Origin of the sequence: Labrenzia sp. PHM005, assembly GCF_006517275.1 — a bacterium.
Classification (GTDB): Bacteria; Pseudomonadota; Alphaproteobacteria; order Rhizobiales; family Stappiaceae; genus Roseibium.
In genome coordinates this window covers 5,220,961-5,241,666 of sequence record NZ_CP041191.1, presented here as the reverse complement: position 1 = coordinate 5,241,666, position 20,706 = coordinate 5,220,961, and the positions used below count along the sequence as shown (strand labels likewise).

The 20,706-nt window shown below is 53.7% G+C and carries 20 protein-coding genes; 10 read left to right on the top strand and 10 right to left on the bottom strand.

The genetic code is table 11. The features are described 5' to 3' along the window. Nucleotides 1-24 precede the first annotated feature (24 nt). Genes FJ695_RS23730 through FJ695_RS23720 form a run of 3 tightly spaced genes read left to right on the top strand, consistent with a single transcriptional unit; the run spans nucleotide 25 to nucleotide 2,331 of the window. A complete protein-coding gene (locus FJ695_RS23730; RefSeq protein ID WP_141187747.1) occupies nucleotides 25-885 on the top strand; it encodes a carbohydrate ABC transporter permease in 861 nt (286 codons plus the stop codon). Further along, nucleotides 878-1,705 carry a carbohydrate ABC transporter permease gene (locus tag FJ695_RS23725; protein ID WP_141187746.1) on the top strand — a complete coding sequence of 276 codons (828 nt, stop codon included), beginning with the start codon at nucleotides 878-880 and terminating at the stop codon, nucleotides 1,703-1,705. The genes FJ695_RS23730 and FJ695_RS23725 overlap by 8 nt, the downstream gene beginning before the upstream one ends. After that, nucleotides 1,702-2,331: an alpha/beta hydrolase gene (locus FJ695_RS23720; protein ID WP_141187745.1), complete on the top strand. Its 630-nt coding sequence runs from the start codon at nucleotides 1,702-1,704 to the stop codon at nucleotides 2,329-2,331. Before FJ695_RS23725 ends, FJ695_RS23720 begins: the two co-directional genes overlap by 4 nt. Nucleotides 2,332-2,373: 42 nt before the next feature. Here the strand turns inward: FJ695_RS23720 and FJ695_RS23715 are convergent, their stop codons facing one another. Then, on the bottom strand, nucleotides 2,374-2,613 hold the full coding sequence (locus FJ695_RS23715; RefSeq protein WP_141187744.1) for a CDGSH iron-sulfur domain-containing protein: 240 nt from the start codon (nucleotides 2,611-2,613) through the stop codon (nucleotides 2,374-2,376). Nucleotides 2,614-2,681: 68 nt separating this feature from the next. After that, entirely contained in the window at nucleotides 2,682-3,077 is a 396-nt protein-coding gene (locus tag FJ695_RS23710) for a winged helix-turn-helix transcriptional regulator (protein ID WP_371708800.1), read from the bottom strand. A 67-nt stretch (nucleotides 3,078-3,144) separates the two neighbouring features. Between FJ695_RS23710 and FJ695_RS23705 the strand changes: the two genes are divergently transcribed. Then, nucleotides 3,145-4,059, top strand: a complete 915-nt coding sequence (locus tag FJ695_RS23705; RefSeq protein WP_141187743.1) for a DMT family transporter — start codon at nucleotides 3,145-3,147, stop codon at nucleotides 4,057-4,059. A gap of 12 nt (nucleotides 4,060-4,071) precedes the next feature. On the opposite strand, the gene FJ695_RS23700 is transcribed toward FJ695_RS23705, so the two are convergent. Beyond that, the gene (locus tag FJ695_RS23700; RefSeq protein ID WP_168206475.1) at nucleotides 4,072-5,562 is read right to left on the bottom strand and encodes a diguanylate cyclase domain-containing protein; all 1,491 of its coding nucleotides are present in this window, start codon (nucleotides 5,560-5,562) and stop codon (nucleotides 4,072-4,074) included. Nucleotides 5,563-5,904: 342 nt separating this feature from the next. On the opposite strand from FJ695_RS23700, the gene FJ695_RS23695 reads away from it, so the two are divergent. Continuing rightward, a complete protein-coding gene (locus tag FJ695_RS23695) occupies nucleotides 5,905-6,471 on the top strand; it encodes a hypothetical protein (RefSeq protein WP_141187741.1) in 567 nt (188 codons plus the stop codon). Between the two features lie 78 nt (nucleotides 6,472-6,549). Here FJ695_RS23695 and FJ695_RS23690 read toward each other — a convergent pair whose 3' ends face one another. From FJ695_RS23690 to FJ695_RS23680, 3 genes are all read right to left on the bottom strand, one after another. Beyond that, nucleotides 6,550-8,043, bottom strand: a complete 1,494-nt coding sequence (locus FJ695_RS23690) for a diguanylate cyclase (RefSeq protein WP_141187740.1) — start codon at nucleotides 8,041-8,043, stop codon at nucleotides 6,550-6,552. 266 nt (nucleotides 8,044-8,309) lie between these two features. Further along, nucleotides 8,310-8,771: a GNAT family N-acetyltransferase gene (locus FJ695_RS23685; protein ID WP_141187739.1), complete on the bottom strand. Its 462-nt coding sequence runs from the start codon at nucleotides 8,769-8,771 to the stop codon at nucleotides 8,310-8,312. Nucleotides 8,772-8,794: 23 nt separating this feature from the next. After that, the gene (locus tag FJ695_RS23680; protein ID WP_141187738.1) at nucleotides 8,795-10,393 is read right to left on the bottom strand and encodes a peptide chain release factor 3; all 1,599 of its coding nucleotides are present in this window, start codon (nucleotides 10,391-10,393) and stop codon (nucleotides 8,795-8,797) included. Between the two features lie 396 nt (nucleotides 10,394-10,789). On the opposite strand from FJ695_RS23680, the gene FJ695_RS23675 reads away from it, so the two are divergent. Together FJ695_RS23675 and FJ695_RS23670 are read left to right on the top strand one after the other, a co-directional pair. Then, the gene (locus tag FJ695_RS23675) at nucleotides 10,790-11,365 is read left to right on the top strand and encodes a heme NO-binding domain-containing protein (protein ID WP_168206474.1); all 576 of its coding nucleotides are present in this window, start codon (nucleotides 10,790-10,792) and stop codon (nucleotides 11,363-11,365) included. A 212-nt stretch (nucleotides 11,366-11,577) separates the two neighbouring features. Further along, on the top strand, nucleotides 11,578-13,164 hold the full coding sequence (locus tag FJ695_RS23670) for a bifunctional diguanylate cyclase/phosphodiesterase (RefSeq protein WP_168206473.1): 1,587 nt from the start codon (nucleotides 11,578-11,580) through the stop codon (nucleotides 13,162-13,164). Nucleotides 13,165-13,179: 15 nt separating this feature from the next. Here the strand turns inward: FJ695_RS23670 and FJ695_RS23665 are convergent, their stop codons facing one another. Then, nucleotides 13,180-14,436, bottom strand: coding sequence for an MFS transporter (locus FJ695_RS23665; RefSeq protein ID WP_141187735.1), 1,257 nt, complete (start codon nucleotides 14,434-14,436; stop codon nucleotides 13,180-13,182). Nucleotides 14,437-14,958: 522 nt separating this feature from the next. On the opposite strand from FJ695_RS23665, the gene FJ695_RS23660 reads away from it, so the two are divergent. Further along, on the top strand, nucleotides 14,959-15,513 hold the full coding sequence (locus FJ695_RS23660) for a DUF2585 domain-containing protein (RefSeq protein ID WP_141187734.1): 555 nt from the start codon (nucleotides 14,959-14,961) through the stop codon (nucleotides 15,511-15,513). Between the two features lie 70 nt (nucleotides 15,514-15,583). On the opposite strand, the gene FJ695_RS23655 is transcribed toward FJ695_RS23660, so the two are convergent. After that, nucleotides 15,584-16,315: an antibiotic biosynthesis monooxygenase gene (locus tag FJ695_RS23655; RefSeq protein ID WP_141187733.1), complete on the bottom strand. Its 732-nt coding sequence runs from the start codon at nucleotides 16,313-16,315 to the stop codon at nucleotides 15,584-15,586. A 124-nt stretch (nucleotides 16,316-16,439) separates the two neighbouring features. Here FJ695_RS23655 and FJ695_RS23650 point away from each other — a divergent pair, with 124 nt between their 5' ends. Both FJ695_RS23650 and FJ695_RS23645 read left to right on the top strand, forming a co-directional pair. Further along, nucleotides 16,440-17,015 carry a TetR/AcrR family transcriptional regulator gene (locus FJ695_RS23650; RefSeq protein ID WP_141187732.1) on the top strand — a complete coding sequence of 192 codons (576 nt, stop codon included), beginning with the start codon at nucleotides 16,440-16,442 and terminating at the stop codon, nucleotides 17,013-17,015. Between the two features lie 432 nt (nucleotides 17,016-17,447). Further along, the gene (locus FJ695_RS23645; RefSeq protein WP_141187731.1) at nucleotides 17,448-17,909 is read left to right on the top strand and encodes an Lrp/AsnC family transcriptional regulator; all 462 of its coding nucleotides are present in this window, start codon (nucleotides 17,448-17,450) and stop codon (nucleotides 17,907-17,909) included. A 60-nt stretch (nucleotides 17,910-17,969) separates the two neighbouring features. On the opposite strand, the gene FJ695_RS23640 is transcribed toward FJ695_RS23645, so the two are convergent. Next, on the bottom strand, nucleotides 17,970-19,511 hold the full coding sequence (locus FJ695_RS23640; RefSeq protein WP_209010795.1) for a caspase family protein: 1,542 nt from the start codon (nucleotides 19,509-19,511) through the stop codon (nucleotides 17,970-17,972). Beyond that, nucleotides 19,498-20,577, bottom strand: coding sequence for an OmpA family protein (locus FJ695_RS23635; protein WP_141187730.1), 1,080 nt, complete (start codon nucleotides 20,575-20,577; stop codon nucleotides 19,498-19,500). Before FJ695_RS23635 ends, FJ695_RS23640 begins: the two co-directional genes overlap by 14 nt. Nucleotides 20,578-20,706 lie beyond the last annotated feature (129 nt).

Genomic DNA, 20,706 nt, shown 5'->3' with positions numbered 1-20,706 from the left:
TGATCGTGCCGCCAGGGAGGTCGCATGGTCACTCGGAAATACAACAATTCAGCTTGGCTTCTTGTTCTGCCGGCCGCGCTGTTTTTTGTGCTGGTTGGCTTTGCTCCGATCATGGCGGCCGTAAACTACTCGGTTCAGGACAGCTTCGCCGGCGATCAGTTCTTTTGGGTGGGGCTCGATTGGTATCGGCAAATGCTGCGGTCATCGGAGTTCTGGGGCGCGCTGGGCCGCACAGTTTTGTTTTCAGCGCTTGCTCTGACCCTTCAGTTCACTCTGGGCATATATGTCGCCCGGAAACTCTTCCATGTCCAAAAACGCGGAGAGTTGTTCATTGCCCTGATCGCACTGCCCTTGTTAACCCCATGGATTGTTGTCGGATTTGTCTGGCGTCATGCCATGAGCCCGGAGGCCGGTCTCATTGGCGCTCTTGGGTCCAGTGTTGGGTTTGCGCCGGATCTGAACTCAGTCCTTTGGGTGTGGTTTACAATCCTTGCCATGGATACCTGGCATTGGGCGCCGCTGGTGGTGATCCTGTGTTACGCTGGGTATCTGTCGATCCCGCAGCCCTATTTTCAGGCGGCCGCCGTCGATGGCGCCAGCAACTGGGCTGTGTTCCGCTACATTGAGCTGCCGAAACTCAAAAAAGTTCTTTTGATCGCACTGCTGTTGCGGTTGGCTGACAGTCTGATGATCTACACCGAACCCCTGATGATCAGCCGCGGCGGCCCGCATGTCTCCTCAACATTTCTGTCCCAGGAATTGATCAAGACAGCCATGCAGGAGTTTAACCTTGGCGAGGCTGGCGCCTTGTCCATAGTTTATCTCGCGATGATGGTGACGATTGCCTGGATCTTGTACCGGAGTTTAAGACCGCTCAATGGCTAACCGATTTTCAAATTCCACCAAACGGCAGTCCAAAGTTGTTTTCGGATACACCGTGTTTGTCCTTCTGCCGGTCTATTGGCTGTTTGTCCTGAGCCTTCAGCCAAATGGTGTCAGTGAAGAAAACGCCAACCTGCTGCCCGGACCCGTGTCGTTGGAAAACTACGGCTACATCTTCTCGAAGAAAGCCTGGGTCGATGGGTATGTGAATGCGATCATCTACGTCGTCATGAATGCGGCGATGACACTTTCCCTGGCCCTGCCGGCGGCGTATGCGTTTTCCCGGTTCCGCTTTGCCGGCAGTGATCACGCCTTCTTTTTTGTCTTTATTTTCCGAATGATCGCGCCAGCTGTGATCCTGATCCCGATGGTGCAAGTGTTTTCGACCTTGGGAATGATCGATACCCATCTGGCTGTTGCGATCGCCCATTGCCTGTTCACCTTGCCGATTGCCATCTGGATACTGGAAGGATTTATCTCAGCCATTCCGTCCGAGATGGAAGAAATTGCTGCGGTGGATGGGTACGGTCCGGTCAGGTTTTTCTTTGAAATCCTGCTGCCGCAAATTCGCACCGGTTTGGGCGTGGCCGGGTTCTTCTGTTTCATGTTTTCCTGGGTGGAATTGGCGATCGCCAACGTCTTGACGACGGTGAATGCAAAACCGATCGGCGTTGTCATGCGCTTGGTCGCAGAGCCGTTGGGGTTCGTTCATATCGGGGTTTCCTCAGCCGCCAGCACCTTGTTGCTATTGCCCGGGCTGGTGCTTGTCTGGCTGTTGCGCAAACATTTGGCACGGGGTTTTTCTATGGGGAGGGTCGGATGAGACTTCTGGGACTTCTGGTGGTTTGCATGAGCGTTTGGAGTTCTGCCATTCAAGCGCAAACAAGCGCCAAAGAGCCGAAAACCGTTGTCTTGACCATCCGGGAAGTGATTGAGCGGAATGCGCTTTGGTTTGAAGCGGAAGGCACAAAGGCAGTTGTTCTAGCGCATCAGTCCGGGGCAACAGCCGAGAGCTGGGCACCATTCGCTGAAAAGCTGCAATCCCAGAATATCGCCTCAATTGCGACATCGGGCATCTCTGGCGAGGACATAGAGGCTGCCGTTGATTTTCTGACAGGCGAAGGGTTTGAAGACATAACCCTCATTGGAGCCAGTTTGGGTGGCGGCGGCGTCCAGCAAGCCGTCGCCAACTTGCCAGCTGGCCGTATTCAAAAGATCATTTTGCTGGCGCCATCGCCTGGACGGGCATTGGATGATCCGGAAACGGAAAAACTGTTCATCTACACCCGCCAGGACTTTTACCGGAGCCGGGCCGTTCAAGCGTTTGAAAAGGCTGCGGAGCCAAAGACGCTTCTGGAATTGCCCGGAAGCCTTCATGCGCAAGACATGCTCTCCGGTCCGCATGCCAAGCTTCTGGACCAGATGATTGTGCGTTTCATCTTGGATTGAGCTTTAGGTGATTGGCAGCATCAACCGGATGCCCAACTGCCGCTAAAGCCTGTTATGACTGCCATCGCACAACGGAGATTTGGCGCTGGATTTGCAACCGCAAAAGAAAACTTTACCAGTCTTATCTGCCGTGTATTTAACCGGAGCCAACCCGGTGCCTTTGTGGCTGCCGTCGCAAAAGGGTTGGTTTTTGCTTCGCCCGCAGGCGCACCAGAAATAGTTTTTTTCTGCTTCCACCTCGACCGGATACGGTGCTTTTTGTGCAATCTCAGGCTCTGCCATGACGTCTCCCTCACTTAACCTCTCAGGAAGGACATAGCGTGGCGGCGGGCAGCGCCAAGGCTTTTGAGCTATTCGTTTATCGGACCGTCATCATTGGAAGCCGTGCCACCAGATCCTTTGGCAAGTTCATCTGCCCAGACCTTGGAGACTTTCGAAAGCGGTAACAGCGCGTCATAGACGTCCTGGCCCAAGGGCGTTACCTGGTAACCGCCTTTGCCTTGCTCAACAAATCCGGCGCTTCTGAGTTCTTTTATGCGTGCGTTCAAGACAGCAGGCGAGATTGTTTCGCACGCCTCTTGTAAGGCGCGGAATGTGCTGGGTCCCCGCTCACTCAAGGTCCACAAAACCCCCATAGCCCAGCGGCGCCCCAAGAGATCGAACATGGCCATGATCGGACTGCCGCTGCGCGATCCGCGAACCGCTTTTCCAGGAACAGGGATATTGGTGGAGGGACTATCTGGCACGGGAACTCCTGTTGCTATGTTAGTAATAGCATGCTATTTCTTTAATAGCAGTTTAAAGGATTGGTAGATGCACGCAAGGGACTTTCTGTTGTGGGGGCTGTTGGCCGGGCTTTGGGGCAGTTCATTCCTGGCCATAGGTGTGGCGGTTGAAAGCTATAGTCCGCAGACCCTAGTTTTCGGCCGCATGGCCATTGGTGCGCTCATCCTTGCCGTTGTTCTTTTGATCCGGGGGAGTGGTTTGTCGCTGGGAGTGCGAGGCTGGGGGATTGCGGCAGTTGTTGGCCTTTCGGGAAATGTTCTTCCCTTTCTGCTGATCAGTTATGCCGAACAAGAGGTCGACACTGGGCTCGCAGCCCTTATCATGGGGATCGCCCCGATCGTGACACTCGCCGCAGCGCCCTTGGTGCATCACGAAGAAAGCTTGGGCCTGTCTAAGGTTTTGGGGGCGGTAGCCGGGTTTGGCGGAGTTTTGTTGCTTGTTGTTCCCGATATCGCACCAGGCAATCTCGGCAGTTTGCTACCGCAAGTCGCTCTTGTTTGTGCTGCGCTCTGTTATTCCTTCACAGCGCTGTTTTCGCGGCGGTTTCCGCATTCAGATCCGATCCAAATGGCGGCGGCCTCCGTGCTTACCGGAGCATTAGGGATGGGGGGCTATCTGCTGATCTTCTTTGAGCCGCAGGCGGTTCCTGACTTGTTGGGTGTTTCGTCTTTGGCTGTCGTTTACCTGGGGCTCGGTCCGACGGCCCTGGCGGCCTTGATCTACTTCTATCTGATCCCGCGTATCGGCGCTGCCAAGCTGTCTCAGGTTAATTATGTCGTACCCGTTGTCGGCACGCTGCTCGGTATCTTCTTCCTTGGCGAACACCCTGTATGGACCACCTGGCTGGCCCTGCTGATGATCCTGGCTGGTGTATATCTGGTGACGCGAAAAGAACGGCGAATTGCGGGCCATGGCATTGATGCCAGCCAGCTAGCGGAATGAAGTGCAAAGGCCTTAGGAAACAGTCGTATCTGCTGTTGGTGTGTCCTCTTCATCCGGGACATAGACCGACACCTGACCGCGGCCGTTCTTTTTAGACTTATAAAGGGCGGCATCCGCACGGCGGAGCAATTTGACCGGCTCAACAGAATAGGCAACGCCTGCGCTTGCTCCGAATGTGCAGGTCTTGCCCTTGATAACCGCCGGCCGCGACAAGATTGTAATGGCATCCTGCCCAACGGCGGCAATCCGGTCCTTGTCTGCAGATCCGAAAATAATCACAAACTCGTCGCCGCCGAGCCGGAAAACTCTGTCCTGCGGATAAATAAGCGACCGCAATACATCAGCAACGTATTTGAGAACTTCGTCTCCGATTTCGTGGCCCATCGAATCGTTGATTGCCTTAAACCAATCAAGATCAATGCACATAAGAGCAAATTCCCGGCGCCCATTTGCGACGGCGGACAATTCATCGAGAACGGTTTCAAAGTGCCGTCGGTTGCAAAGCCCGGTCAGAGAATCCGTTTTGGCTTGGCTGGCAAGCAATTCTTTCGCTTCTTCGGTCCGCCTTCTGGAGTTTTCGAGAGCAACAACCAGCTGCGTTGCCTGTTTCAGAAACGCCCGGGCGGCGAACATCATTCCCAAGTAGACAATCAGCAGTCCAAGGGTCAAAGGAAGCAGCAATCGGCGGCCGGGAAGCTCTGGGTTCCAAATGAAGCGGGCAAAAACGATTCCATCTGCATTTGCGATAGGCCAGCTTGCCTGAAAATAACCGGGGTCTTCTGTCGAGACTTTCAAACCGGGCATCTGGAATTTCCGACTGAGCTCAACGAGCGCATCATCGTCCAGCTGCCTGACAAACATCATGACGTGGTCGGTGCTGGTGTTGGTGTCGCTGCGGTCGTAAGTCGTCATACGCACGGCGCTGGCCATGAAGAGAGTTTCGGCAGTGCCTAGAAAACCGGTTACCGGGATTGGGGTTTCGTTGTCAGGAGACCGGCGGGCGTGGTTGATGATTTTGTATGTGTCTCTGCCATAAGCCGCCATGGAGCTGCCATCGGCCACTAAGTCTTCGTAAACATGCAGATGATCACTGTTTTGGCCGTCCAGAACATGGACTCCGATTATGCCAAGTTCAGCATAAATGTATTCAACCAGATTGCTATCGACCCACTCCATGTCCAAACGGTCAACAAGATGCGATACGGCTTCATCCCAAAATCCGTATTCCAATGTGATTTCCGAAAGACGGTCGAGTTTTTCGTCTAGTACGGAACCAAATACACGTTCACTGGATGTGATCGATTGGCGGTCGAGTGTATTGACGAGAAATGCAGCAAAGATGAGTAGACTGGCAGCGCCAATCACGAAAGAAGCCCAGAAGGGGCGCGACAGCCGATGAATGCGCCTTAAACGCGCCTTTCCCGCCCCCTTGTCTATTTCGCTATAGACATCGGTATCTGTCGTCTGTCCGGAATGGCCAGTCACAGTTTCTGCGGTGGACACTGTCTGGATTTCTCGCATTCGGTTTGGTGTTCGAAAATTGTATTATTGAACCCAAATAAATGCGAGGCGGTTTCAATGATCAGCCCCAAAAAATGGGTTGTTTCGGAAAACAATTTGTGAATTTGATAAAATTTCCCATGTAAGTTGTGTCATGAGTTCGCATTTTTCTTGCGCTGTTGTTGAGAGGTGCGCGTTATGATTGATTTTGAATTATTTGCACTTAGAGGGCGGTGGGCTGCGTCTAAAAACTTCCTTCAGTGTTATTTGCCGCAGACAGACGGGTGTTGCCTGTTTATGACTGGGATCTAACAACCAAAAAACACATGATACCGGACCGCTTGGATGTTCTTCGCGCTTTCTGTCGCATCCGCTTACATTCTAACCAACATCGACGGACTGTTTGCCTTTTTGGCATTGGCGTCTACGGGTCGCAGGTTTGCGGCCGTCGCCGGATTTCTGCTGGCACAAGTCGTGGTAATTGGCGGCGCCATAGTTGTTGGCGGCGGGGCGGCCATACTGGCGCCAGCCGATCTCGGGCTTTTGGGCATCGTGCCTGTTGCACTTGGTTTCCGTGAGGTTTTAAGAAACCGGCGGCGGACGGAGCAAGCAGTAGAAAAGTCATTGCCAACCGGATCGGTCATCGGGGCAGTGGCGCTCTTTTTAGCGCTAAGTACAGATACTTTCGTGCTAATGGCGGCCTTCTTTGCAGACACAAGGCCGGAGCTGGATCGCTTTGTTCTATCTGGAGCGCTAATGGCTGTTGCCGTCCTGCTCGGCCTTGGCATAGGCCTCAACCGATTGCTGAAACCCTCCGCCAAAACCGAAAAATTCTTCGAACGCCTTGCCCCGCTGGTGATGATCGCGGCAGGCCTCTACATCTTGATGGACACCCAGACGGACGGGTTTTGAGACGTTTGGAATTCAGATCCACCGGATATCTGCTAGCAGATTTGCTTATAGCGGGATGATCTCCGGGAGACGCAGATCTTAGAGTGCATGTTCGGACGCGATCATGTCACAATTCCGACCGGCTTTCTTTGCCGCGTAAAGGGCTTCGTCTGATCGGCAGACGAAGGATTTGAGGTCGCCGTCTTCCGGACGATATTCGGCAATGCCCGTCGAGAATGTGATCGTCGGAAGCTGGTGGCCATCATACCTGATGTGTTTTCCCGCGATTGTTTCACGGAGTACGGCCAATTGTTCATTTGCCTGATCCATCCCATCGCCGACACACAGAATGCAGAATTCCTCTCCGCCAAGACGGCAGGCGAACCTGTTGTTCTCAAATACCTCTTGAAGCGCGACGCCAAAAGACTTCAGAACAATGTCGCCGGCATCGTGACCGAATGTGTCGTTGAACTTCTTAAAATGGTCGATGTCGATGATCATCAACGTCAGCGGCGTTCCGTTTTCTTCGAAACGTTTGATTTCCCTGCTTGCCGTCTCGTTGAACCAGCGCCGGTTCCACAGGCCTGTGAGCGGATCCTTAACCGACCGCTGATGCAACTCGTCCTGTAGTTTCACATTAGCCGTTGCAAGACTAATCTGTTCGGCGCAGATCAGCGAGAGGTCCCACTTGTTGGCAAGTGCGTCTCGTAGGGTCCGGTTGTCGGTAGCGCCGATATTGTACTCGGGAAAGGCGATGTGCATCATACCTATGGTGTCGCCATGAGCGACGATTGGCAGGCAAAAATAAGCATGTTTGCTTTCGTGAACATGCTCACACGCAAAAGAGATATCGCTCGTTCCATAGGCATAGGATCGACCCCGGCGTAGCGACCAGCAATCGTCGGCGTGGATATGGGTAGGCGAACTCAGATTACCCCACTGCCCAACCTGTTCCAGTACATCCCTAGAATTGGAATAGATGTAAAAAGCCCCGTTGGTTCCTGGGAACATTTTGTCCATCGATTTGGCAACGATCTTCTCCAGTTCCTGCTGCGACCGGGCAGCAAACAGCCATTCTGACATCTGCGACAGGATTTTTCGCTCCCGGCGCTGTTCCTGTTCCGATTGCAGGGATTTTTTTGTTTCTTCAGCGAGTTTCTTCTTCTCAGTGATGTCCCGTTCGATTGACATGAAATGAGTAAGAACACCGTCATGATTACGAACGGGGGTAATAGTGAGGTCGATCCAATAGGATTCACCATTCTTTGTGTAATTCAAGATCTCGCAATCGATCGCGACTTGGGATCGCAGCGCCTGTGAAATTTCAGAAACAGTATTCGGATCAGTGTCCGGTCCCTGCAGGAGCGAACCTGGTTTTTTTCCGAGTATCTCTGACAATGAGTAACCGGTCATGGACCGGAAAGGTTCGTTTACCCAAAGCACCTTTCCTTGCGGATCGGTAAAAACAATCGAATCCGAACAGTGCTCGGCTATCAGATTTGCAAACAGATGCTGTTGCGCTTCTGCGGTAGGTTCCGGGAACGCTTCGCGGAGTTTCAGGGCGTTATCTGCGAGTGTGTTTTCTGCGGTCATGTAAATTGCTCCCGGTCCAACCAGATCAGATTGAGTGGAAGCAATTAAAAAAAATTGAAAAGATTATTTGTAATCTAGATATAATAAATAGGGTGAGCAATTTAGTTAAGGATATGAAAAAAGTGATGAATGTATATGTTAATTGAAAGCACTTATAGAAAGTATTGTTTTTATTGTCAGGTTATTGGTGGAAGTGACGATACTTAATCCGGAGTTCCTAGCCATAACAATACGCAGTGCGACGGATTAAGGCGGCTCTGGCGCTCTCAACGCATATCTTTTCCCATCTGCGCTGTAAGAACCCAACCGTCTTTTTCATAGATCGGCCGCGCCTGATCGGTTGCCGTTAACACAGCATGTGTGACGCCACGGCGATTGAACTCAGCGTCCGCCGCTGCCATCATCTGTTTTGCAATACCCTTGCCTCGGTGCTCCGGTTCCACGAATACATTGAGGACATACCCGCGTTGGGTGATTTCCGGATGGAGTTGGTGTGGCGGCCAGTCGACCACCATCAAACCAACCCCGCCAATTGCCGTTCCATCGACTTCCGCAATGAACCCGAAATAGGCTCCGGACCGCAGCGCTTGTTCCTGCCATGCGGCATAAGCCGGTGTCATAGCAGCTGCCCCAGCGTCCGCGTCACCAGCCGCCAAAAACATGTCATGCCGGTGCCGGCAGACCAGATCACAATCGGACGGAGCAACAGGGCGGAGGGTGGCGGTCATATCAGTCAGTCGGTTAGAGACGGTTAGCTCTCATAAACAATCTCGCGGGTTTCGCGGAAGGTCACATCCGGGAATTTCTCGGTGACATGGCCGACTTCCCAGGCGTTCTTGAACAGGAACACCGGCTTGTCATCGCGGTCGTTGGCGATCGACATGCGGTGGCCTTCCAGCATTTTCTGTAAGGTCGGCTGATCAGTTTCGATCCAGCGAGCGGTCGTGTAAGGTACGGTTTCAAAGCCGATCTCTGTGCCATACTCCGCGCGAATGCGGTCAACCACCACATCAAGCTGCAGCGCGCCAACCACACCGACGATCCAGTTGGAGCCAAGATCCGGCTTGAAAATCTGGACCAGACCTTCTTCGGCGAGATCCTGCAAGCCCTGGCGCATCTGTTTGACGCGCATGGTGTCACCAAGGCGGACGCGGCGCAGAATTTCAGGGGCAAAGGCTGGCAAGCCGGTGACGTGGATGTTTTCGCCTTCGGTTAAGGTGTCACCTACGCGCAGCTGGCCATGGTTCGGTACGCCGATGACATCGCCCGGATAAGCAAGGTCGGCGATCTCGCGTTCCTCGGCAAAGAAGAAGATCGGCGCAGAGACCGCAATCTGCTTGCCCGCGCGCACATGCTTCAGCTTCATGCCCCGTTTGAAGGTGCCTGAGCACAAGCGCACAAAGGCGATGCGGTCCCGGTGTTTCGGGTCCATGTTCGCCTGAACCTTGAACACAAAGCCGGTGACCTTGTCTTCATCCGGCATGATGGTCCGTCCGCCGGTGGCCGGTTGGGAGTGCGGCGGCGGGGCAAAGTCGGCGATAAAGTCTAGGATTTCTTCAATGCCATAGTCCCGGAGGGCCGAGCCGAAGAAGACCGGCGTCAAATGGCCTTCCAGAAAGCTTTCCCTGTCGAATTCCGCATAACCTTCCGCGCCGAGTTCGACGTTTTCGGTGAGCTCGTCCATGATCCGGTCAAAGACCGTTCCGGTGAGGATGTCATCGTCGAGGCCGGAGACGGTTTTGGTTTCCATGTAAGGCCCGCCGCGCTCACCTTCCGATGTGTGGAACTGTTTTTTCTGCCAGTCATATACACCGAAGAAGTCAGAGCCCATTCCGACCGGCCAGGTCTGCGGAGAGACATCCAGCGCGAGTGCTTCCTGAACCTCGTCCAGAATTTCCAGCGCATGGCGGCCTTCACGGTCGATCTTGTTGACGAAGGTGATGATCGGAATATCGCGCAGGCGGCAAACCTCGAACAGCTTGCGGGTTTGGGTCTCGATCCCCTTTGCGGCGTCGATCACCATAACAGCCGCATCCACAGCGGTCAGCGTGCGGTAAGTGTCTTCGGAAAAGTCTTCGTGGCCCGGCGTGTCCAAGAGATTGTAGATGATGCCCTTGCGCTCGAACGTCATGACGGAGGACGAAACAGAAATACCGCGTTCCTGCTCGATCTTCATCCAGTCGGAGCGGGCCCGGCGGCGTTCACCGCGGGCGCGGACCTGACCGGCCGCCCGGATCGCGCCACCCGACAGAAGCAGCTTTTCCGTCAGCGTTGTCTTACCGGCGTCCGGGTGGGAAATGATCGCAAAGGTGCGCCGGGTCTGGTGCGGTGCCGCGCCATTGTTCGCCATTGAAAAATCTCCTGAGCAAGCCGCCAGCCAAAGCATATTTTGGGGCCGCGCATCACACCGGAACCCGGGAGCGCAAGCCGTTCAAATCAGCCAGACGGATTGATGTTTCGTTGGCGCAAGGTTCTAGAGGGAATTCTTGGAAAACTCCAGAAGGATTTCGTTTATGCGGTAGCAATTTCCTGTTCGGGATTGAGCTGGAAAGGCGCCGGCTAGGAGGGGGTGTTATTTGAAAATACGTGATTTCCCGCATTATTTGGAGAGTTTAGATGCGCTTAACCAAGTGAAAGTTGTTGATGGTTGAGCGGGTGATAAGTTAAAGTAATTTTGGTTATTGTTACTAAGTGAATATTGGTTCGATGCAATCCTGGATAGATTGGCGGTGTGAAGATGTATGGCATGGTGAACCAGGGGGTGCGTGAATATATACTGAAAACTTACGGAGAGGAGGTCTGGGCGAAAATCTGTTCGGATGCAGATGTCCAAAACCTCGAGTTTGATCGGATGGCCAGCTACGACGACTCCGTCACCTACAAGCTTGTTGGCGCGATCAGCGAACATACCGGGTTGAGTAGTGATGATGTGTTGCGGCTATTCGGTGAGTATTGGGTTGAATTTGCCGGCCGATCGAACTTCGGAAATTTAATGCGCTTGTCCGGGTCCTCTTTGGTGGAACAGCTCAAGGGGCTCGACAATATGCATGACCGCATTTTGATTTCCATGCCGCATTTAAAGCCGCCGTCATTTGAATTGGAGGAAGGCGAAGACGGTCTATGCCAGCTTCACTATTACTCCGAACGCCAAGGTTTGGCGCCAATGGTGATCGGACTGCTCTACGGATTGGCGAATGAAGCGGGCGAACATGTTGAAGTTAAACAGACGGCTTTCAAATCCAACGGGGAAGATCACGATATTTTCGAAGTGAAACTCGTAGATGTTCAAAGTGGCCATAAGACTTCCGGACACGCGAATTGAGCAATTCCTTTGTCAAACTCTCGCGATCTTCAACAGATACGCTTTTTCCCCTGCAGGTGATGGTGAGCGAGTGTGGCCGGATAACTGAATTGGGGCCAACGCTTCAAAAAGTGCTCGGACCGGGCGTGGTAGGTTGTAACTTTTTTGATGTTTTTAAGATCGAGCGTCCGCGCAACGTTGGGTGTATGCAATCATTAAGAAAACGCACGGGTGTGCGTCTTTTGATCGCCGCCCTTCCGGAATATGGCGAAGGCCTTCAGTTTCGCGGCGTAGCCGTCGCCACCTGCGCAGGCATCTTCTTCGATCTGTCCTTTGGCATGCACATCCGGCAGATGGTTCAGAGATTTCAGCTGACTGAATCGGACTTCAAGCCCAACGATTTTACGATTGATCTCATCTATTCCCTTGAGGCGCAAAAGACATTGCTGGAGGACAGTGAGAAGCTGGCGTCAGCGTTAAAAGCAGCAAAGGAAGAAGCCGAGCGCCGGGCTTTAGAAGACCCTTTGACCGGGATAGGCAATCGCGCAGCTCTTCATAACCATTTGAGCGAAATTCTTCATGCGCCCGGGACGCCCAGCCAATTTGCGCTTTTGCATATCGATTTGGACGACTTTAAAGCTGTAAATGACAACTTCGGCCATGCTGCCGGAGATCAGGTTCTCGTACATACGGCTTCGGTTCTAAACCGCTATGCCGGCGCGCACGACTTGCCGGTCCGTATAGGCGGTGATGAATTCGCCTTGGTGCTTTCAGACGTCACCGATCAAAGCGCGTTGAATGAAACGGCCCATGAACTTTTGGAAGAAATTTCAAGGCCAGTTTATTATCTTGGCCATGCGTGCCGGGTCGGGGCAAGCATCGGTGTGGTCCAGTTCAATCGATGCGAAAAACTGGACGTCGAGCGGTTGATTTCCAACTCCGACATTGCGCTTTACAACGCAAAAAACACAAAATCGGCGGTTCAATTCCTGTCACCGGAAATGGTAGCGCGTCATGACGAATCCGTGCGGTTGGTGTCGGAAATCGAAAGCGGAATTCACAGCAACCAGTTCGTGCCGTTTTTTCAGCCTTTGATCGATATTGAGACCGGAAAAGTCGCAGCGTTGGAGGTTCTTGCCCGGTGGGATACGTCCGAAACACTTGCTTTGCTGCCTGCGCATTTTCTGGAAACCGCCAACCAGGCGGCCATCATGCCGGCCATAGACAAGCAGGTGCGCAAAAAGGCGTTTGCGCAGTATGCAAGCTGGCTGGAGAAGGGATTTGATGTCGGCAAATTGTCCTTGAACATGACAGCGTCCGCGCTGCGGTCCAGCGAGTTCGTTTCGGTGTTCCTGGATGAATTGTCACAAGCCGGTTTGTCTCCGGAACGCATTCAGCTGGAGCTTGTCGAAGCGATCCTTTTCGACAACAGGGACAAAGACCTGATTGCTCAATGCAACGTCTTGCAGAATTACGGCATCACGCTTGCCCTCGATGATTTCGGGACAGGGCATTCTTCGATCGCTTCTTTGATAGAGCCGCCGGTGAGCGTTTTGAAAATCGACCGCTCCTTCATCACCGGAGTGACCGACAGTCCAAAAATGCAGAAAATCGCGCGCGCCATGATCGAGATGGCGGGAACGATGGAATTTGTTGTTGTTGCTGAAGGCATCGAAACCGAAGATGAATTGGTTTTTTTAAAAAATTGCGGTTGCCGGCTGTTCCAGGGCTTCCATTTGTCGCCTCCAAGAAAAGCTGAGGATCTGGAACAGTGGATGGTAAGCCGGAACGCCAGGGTTCTGAGCTCAGCTGGTTCATAGGCGTTGTGTCTCGGCTCAACTCGTTTCTTCTTCCGAGATCTTGCCGGCTTGCTGAACCATTTTCAGGCTGTTTTCCGGGATTGGTATAGATGGGCTGTGTTCCTCCGGTGCCTGGATCCGCGACAACCTCAAGAGGGCAACGGCGATAAGCACCAGGTTCACGGCGGCGACACACCCCTGAAGGGCATAATCGCCGATCACAGAGCTGGTGATCATCACGGTGGTTGGCCCTACAACCGATCCGATTGAATAAAGCAGCAGCAAAGTTGAGGAGACTTCTGTTGTCGTGCCGTCTGCAGCCCGGTCAAACGCCAGGGCCGAGGAGACGGAGTAGAGCGGGAAAATAGCCGCCCCCAAGAGGACCGGCGACAGAAAAGCGAAAATCTGCACAACCGAACCTTGAGCGCCGGTAAAAGCCCGTCCTTCGCCGTCTCCTATAACGGCCGTAGCAATCATGACGAGGATCGCAGGAATAGCGAGACTGATGATCACCAAGCGGCGGTCAACTCGATCTGACAATATGCCGACCGGCCACTGCGCAAATAGGCGCCCGCCGTAAAGCAGCATGATCACAATCGCCACAAGTGAGACAGATAATCCATGGCTGGTCAGGTAAAACGGCAGCACAGAGATGGTGGAGGTGACAGAGAAACCGGAGACAAAAGCACCGACACCAGCAGTCGGGGATGGGATGTTCAGAGCCGCCTTGGTGCCGGTTGAGGGCGGCAGGACTGGTTGTTCTGATTTGGTGACGGCTATCACGGCGACCGAGATGTTCATGAGAGCCGCGAAATAGAGGATCAGGCTTTCCGCATCAGAGCCCATCCATAAAAAGACCACTTGGCTGCCGATGGATGCCAGGCCCAGAATGATGGAATAAAGCGCGATCACCTGCCCGCGCCTGTCTTTCGGGGCGTCATGGTTGATCCAGGTGTCGGAGACGGCCAAAACGGTTGCGATCGAGGCACCCATAACAAAGCGCAGGGCCGCCCAGGAAAAGGTGTTGTCCAAGGCCTCCAGACCAATAATCGTGATGGTCGCGATTGCGGCCGCTGCGGCATAGGTTCGGATCACCCCGCTGCGGCGGGCAAGGTTAGGGGCTGCAAAACAGCCGACCCCAAATCCGATTGAATAGGCCGCGGCGATGAAGGACACATCGCCTTGCGACCCGCCCTCATTCGCGATCAAGATACCGAGCATGGTGGAGATAGCTGCATTCGCCAGATTGACCAGAAAGGAGGCCAAGAAAAGCGCAGACAGTTGTTTTGGCATGCTTTCAGTCTGATCCTGTCATCCGGCCCAAATTGCCAAGGTGTTCAAGGCGTGTTGTGCGGTGCCTGAGTCTTACCAGAGCCCGGAATTGCTGACCATGGGTATGGATATTCAAGTGCGGAAATACCGATCTATTGGTGCCATGTGCATCAGGAAATCATATGAGTGGTCGGTTCGGCGATGCGAACTGGGGTGTCAATTTTGTTTGTTTATAACAGGAAACCACACGGTCATCCCGGACTTGATCCGGGATCTACTCTCAATCCCGCTTGCCGCAGGCTCTGAGATTTCTGACGACGCGTTTTGCGAAAGATTGAACCTCGGTCAGCGCTCCGCTACGCCGAGCATGACGAAGGGCAGTGTATGGCTGAAATGGAGGAAACCGGTATGGATCCCATGATCAAGTCATGGGATGACGGAGGGTGTTGGAATTGCTATCCACAAGTTGAATAATTATTGGCGACTCGTCTCTCTGCTGGGCTGCCCCGGTCATCATCCAGTCCAAATAGAAAGAAAAAGCCTTTGACCAATCGCGCTTGCCTGATCACCGGCCTTCTCATGATCATAGCCACAGCCGTGATCTTGCTCTTTATGGGCCGGATCCCGATCTGTGAGTGCGGGTATGTGCTTTTCTGGACACCGGCGAGTGATGTGGCCGGATCCTCGCAGCACATTGCGGACTGGTACACCTTCAGCCACATCATCCATGGGTTTCTGTTTTACTGGCTGCTCTGGGCGTTGTTCAAACAGAGATCTGTTGGGGAGCGCGCTTTGGGTGCGATCTTCATTGAGGCGGCCTGGGAAGTGGCGGAAAACAGCCCATGGATCATCGACCGTTACCGCGAAGCGACGATTGCGGTCGGCTACACCGGCGACAGCGTACTCAATTCCGTGTTCGACATCATTTGGATGCTCGCTGGGTTCTTCTTCGCCTGGCGCATGCCGGTCTGGGTGACGATCGCTGTCGGCATATTCTTTGAGCTTTTGGCGCTCTGGGTGATCCGGGACAATCTCACCCTCAACGTCTTGATGCTGCTTTATCCGGTTGACGCCATCAAAGTCTGGCAGGCGGGTTAAAGACGGCAAGGTTGCTTATTTCTGGATCAAGCGGGCGGGGCAGCTTCCATTTGGTCGCTGCCCTGACCGGTTACCAGACCTTCTTCTGGTTCATGTTGAAAGTTTTCAGGCTTTTCGGATCGATTTTGCTGAGAAAGGACATGGCCACCGATTCCGGTTCGGCCATATCCGCCATGATGATGGCCTTGGCGTTGTCTGCATCGGCCTTAGAATTCCAGTGAATGAGATCAATCCACCAGCCATCGGCGGTTCTGAAGAGTTCCCGGTCGCCGAACCCGGATTGGGCTGACAGCTTCTCCTGAATGGCCTCAGCCGCTTCCAGGAATTCCTCGTCAGTTGTTGGCACCAGGAACTCGATTTCTGACCCCGGTGCAACCAGGCGGAAAAACTGAATCTCCGTAAACCCATCACCTTGCGGCACGTCCCCGTCCCATTTGCGAACCCGGTCAGCATGGAACCAGGCCATTGAGGACAAGTCGATCAGCTCCATGATCGGAGCTCCATTTGAGTCGGTGAGGATCTCGGCAGCTGCCTTTTCAAAATCGCCGAGAGCCCGCCAATGAATGGAATCGATCCAGTAGTCGCCACCATCTTGCTGCATCAGTTCGCGGTATATCCGGCCGTCGAATTTCGGCAGGAAATGATCCTGCACATGCTGGGCCGCTTTCAACATCGTTGCGCTTTCAGTTCCTGGATTGAGCTTGAACCAGGCGATTTCAAACACCGTCGTGTCTTCAGCAAGAGCGGACCCACTCATCATGGAAAGGGCGACTGCGCAGGCGGCGAGAGCTTTTTTAATCATCGTCAACTCCTTTTTCTGAACGATAGGTGATAAATAATTTGAGATCGAAGTTGCCGTCAAGAAATATCTGAACGGTAGGTGATTAAATTGTTGCGCCGGTGGGTGTCTGCGCTATGATCGGCGCATGGGACGGCGCAAAAGTTATGATCGTGAAGAGGTCCTGGAAAAGGCGATGCGCCTTTTTTGGGCAAAGGGTTTTGAAGGCACACACTTAGGGGAACTGGTCGAAGTGACCGGTGTGAACCGGTTCGGCCTTTATTCTGAGTTTGATGGTAAAGAAGGGCTCTTCAAGGAGGCGCTTGAGCTCTATCTCAAAGGCACACGGGAAGCTTATCAGGGTGCATTGGCAAAGGCCCCTTTGGGATTGGATAACATCCGGGGCTATTTCCATTCGATCGAGTTCTGCAGTGACTATCACGGCTGTTTCATGATCAACACGTTGACGGAAAAGAACATCGTGAGCCCTGACGCTTTTGACGAAGCCAAGAAGATGATGGCTGAGATCGAAGGGCTTTTTCTCGACAATTTGACAGCGGCTCAAGACAACGGCGAAGTCGCGCCCGGTCTACCGCTTGCCGCACTGGCCAAAATGCTGGTCGCCACCGATAGCGGGATATCGATCTACGGCATCATTTCGCCTAAGGAGGCGGATAAGGATGATATCGTTGACCAGCTGCTCCGGTTGTTTGATGCGCGATAAAGGCGCGGTGTTGGATCCGAAGCCAGTGAGTTTGGCACGCCAAGATTAGGTTGCCGCGTTTTACCTCTTTGTGGTTTGGCCTAACCGGTGGCGTTGCAATTGTTGGTGCCGGATTTTGGTAAGGCGGCGGCCTTTCAGAAAAAAATGTATACCAAGCCCTGAAAGGGCCAGCCCAGCGAAACTGGTCGCTGCGATTTTATAAATCAGCGCCAAATCGACCACCCATAAAAACACCAGGCAAAAGGCGGCCAATGCGCCGGCAGACCCGAGTGTCTTTTCCAATAGTTCCGGCAAAAGGCTTCTCCAGTGTTGTTGAAGACCTGGAGAAAATATCCCGCAACAAATGGGCAATCTTGTTTCTTTGTTTATAAATGACCTGAAAATTGGCAAGATCACCCGAAAGTAAACGGTTTTGCGAAAGAGGTAACCGGAATGCCGAAGCTTACTGAGCAGGATCGTGCGCTCCTAAGAATCCTCCAGGAAGACGGCCGTATCACAAATCAGGAGCTGGCGGAGCGGACTGGCATGTCTGCCTCGGTGTGCTGGCGGCGCGTCCGGGCGATGGAGGAGGCTGGCATCATTTCCAAATATGCCGCCATCCCGGATCCAACTGCAGCTGGGCTGAATTTCCAGGCAATTGTCCATGTCAGCCTTGCGCGCACCAGCAAAGACTACGTGCGGACCTTCATGGACGAGGTGCGGAACCGGCCCGAGGTCCTGCAATGTTTCGCCATTGCGGGAACACCAGACTATCATCTCCTGGTGATGTGTGAGGACCTGGAAGCCTATAACCGGTTCTACACGGAGTTCCTGTTCGAGCGCTCCTGCGTCGGGCAGGTATCGATGCACCTGATCGTCAACACGCTGAAATCCGATATGAAGTTGCCGGTCTGAGGTCGAGGCGCCAGCTGGGGAAACTGGCACCGCGCTCATGTGTTGGCACTTTCTAAGAACCTACTTGCAGCCGCCACGGGCCCAGGTTTGCAAGGCTTTTTTGAATGCACCACCATAGGGGTGTTGCTTGTCCAAGGCCCTGGTACTCTCCTTAAGATAAGTTTGGGCCTGATCACACAAGTTCGATTGTGCCCAGTTGTGGCAGGCCGCACAGGTCTTATCCTTCCAGAAGCTTTCCGGCAGCCCCTCAACAGGTGGGAACATTGGTGAACCGGTGATCAATTCGGCAATGCTCCGTGCGGCTATTTCCGGTCCCCCGATTCCAAGTGGCGCATTGAATGCCACTTCGGTGGAGGCTTTCTCCGCTGGCGGTGCTTGGGCAGGCTTCGGGGCAGGTTCTATGGCAGGCGCGACCGGTTCTGCGATCGGGTCCCGGCTCTGTGCATTTGTTTCGATCGTTGTCAGCTCAAGCCGGGCAAGTTCTGTAAACGCACCGGTCGGATAAGCCTCAAGATACGCCTTATAGGCTTCGGCCGTCCCTGTTTTCCGGGCTTCCTCTATCATGTCCCGCTCCGCGACTTCGGGATCAACAGGCTCTGGCTTCGGAGTCGCGGCGGCCTCAGCTGGCGCGGTTTCTTGATTGAGAGACTGCGGCAGTAGTTTTGCAAGTAGGGCCCGGGCCTCATCGTTGAAGATCGTGTTTGGATTTGCCCTTAAAAACAAAAGCACCTGGATCGGGTCCTGGCTGAGTTTGACGGAATCCCAGAGTTGGCGCAGCTGCAATTCTTCCGGTGTCGGTGCGACGGCGGGGGAGAACTGGAAATCGGCGGTCAGAGAAGATGTGTCCCAGGGGATCTGCAGCCCATTGGTTTGTTGCAGAACTGTTCTGCGGACTTCCTTAAATAGGGCTTCGATCGGTACGCCTGGCTCTGACAGCCTGCTTGCCAGGGCTTCTGAGAACGGGCTGTTGGAACCGGTACCATCGACCGCAATTTCACCCGGTGCTGTCGAATAGGCCAAAAACGTGCCCCTCGGGGCTTTCATTTCTGCAAGGCCGTTATCATTGAGGTCCGGGATTTCCGCAAAAGGATTGTTGCGGCAGGCATCGAGAATGAAAATGTTGGTGCGGTTGCGCGCTGAATACATTTGCCGCAGCACGGCGTCGGCAGGAACTCCGACTAGGCTGAGGTCTGCGGCATCCAGCACTTCTACATCAATTGGCAAAAGGTAATTGCTGCCAAATGATTGCACCCCGTGGCCGGCGTAGAAGAACAGCCCGGTCGTATCATCGCCTTCATCGCGCAGTTTGCGGCCAAAAGCAGATATCGCCCGTCCTAGCTCGACCTGGGTGGCGTCGGTCACCAGGGTCACCTCGAAACCGACTTCAGTAAGGTGCTTGGCCATCAACACAGCATCATTGACCGGATTATCCAAAGCCGTGATGTTTTGATAAGCGCCATTGCCGATGACAAGGGCTAGGCGGTCGTCATCTTCATCATCATCGTCGTCAGACGCCTTAACGGGCTGGACCGCCATGATCAGCATCAGGCTGGCCAGAAGAAGCCAACGCAGGGGGCGGGTGAGCGGATCAGTCAATAACAACAAACTCAATCCTTCGATTGCGGCGCTTGCCTTCGGCCGTTGTGTTTGACGCCACAGGGCGTGTTTCGCCATAGCCGACAGTTTTAATCCGATTGCGTTCAATGTTTTGGGCGATCAGATACTGGGAGACGGCAGCAGCGCGCCGCTCGGACAGCCGCTGATTGCCCGAAGCACTGCCGACGCTGTCGGTGTGCCCGCCAACTTCGATGATGAGGCCGGGGCAGCGAGCTATGATGTCCACCAAGCTGTCGAGAAGTGGAGCGCTGCGATTGTCCAGCCGGGAGCTGCCACTGCGGAAATAGATGTTGTCCGTCCGTGACAGGATTTCAAACCGCCCCTTACAGGCTGCAAGGTCGAAGTTTCCTTCCGGCTCCAATGCCTTGGTAGCAACCGGTTGAGCAGCCGGGGCAGGGTCTGCAGTTGCTGCAGCCGTTTGTGTGCTGCTGGTATCTGTTCGCCGGGAAAAAACAAAATCAAAGGAAACAGTTGCCGACGGCACAATGACCACACCAGCCGCGTCTTCCAGCTTCTTGATACCGCCATCCAAGTTGAAGTCAGAAGCGGCAACGGACAGCGGTGCAGTTGTTGAAACAGCGACCAAATCGTCGCTCATCAAGGTGACGGCAACCTCTGCTTCCAAAGTTTTGGAAACTCCGTGGAGATCCATGTCAAAGGTAAGCGGAATGATCTTGCGTTTCCGTTGTGGCAGGTCGCTCAAGGCCGCCGGGTCAATTTGGGTTGTGACCACGGCCTCTGGAAACTGAAAGGTTTCGAAAAACAGGAAGCGCATACGAACATTGCGCAGATCGATTTTGGTATCAACCGTATCGAGAAAGATCCGGACAGTCGCCAGGCCGTCTTCATCAATATCGCCGGAAAATCCAGCAAACCCGCTGGACTCGACCTTCGTCAGGTTTTTGACCGATTGAAACCGGAGTGACGAGGCATCGGGTTGCAGTACCCATCCGGGCGCAAAAATACTCTCTTGCGCTGGTGCAGGCGAAGCGACAAGCAAAGGCACAAGCATGCCAAGCATGAGAACGGGGAATACTGGCCATTTCACCATTGTCAGCAATTCCTTTTCGGTCACCAGTATCAATGGGTTACATATAAATTCCGTAACGGAAATAGAGTGTTGCAAGACTGAAGCCGTTTATCAACCGCTTGATCTTGCAAGAAATGCAAATTGTAGCCG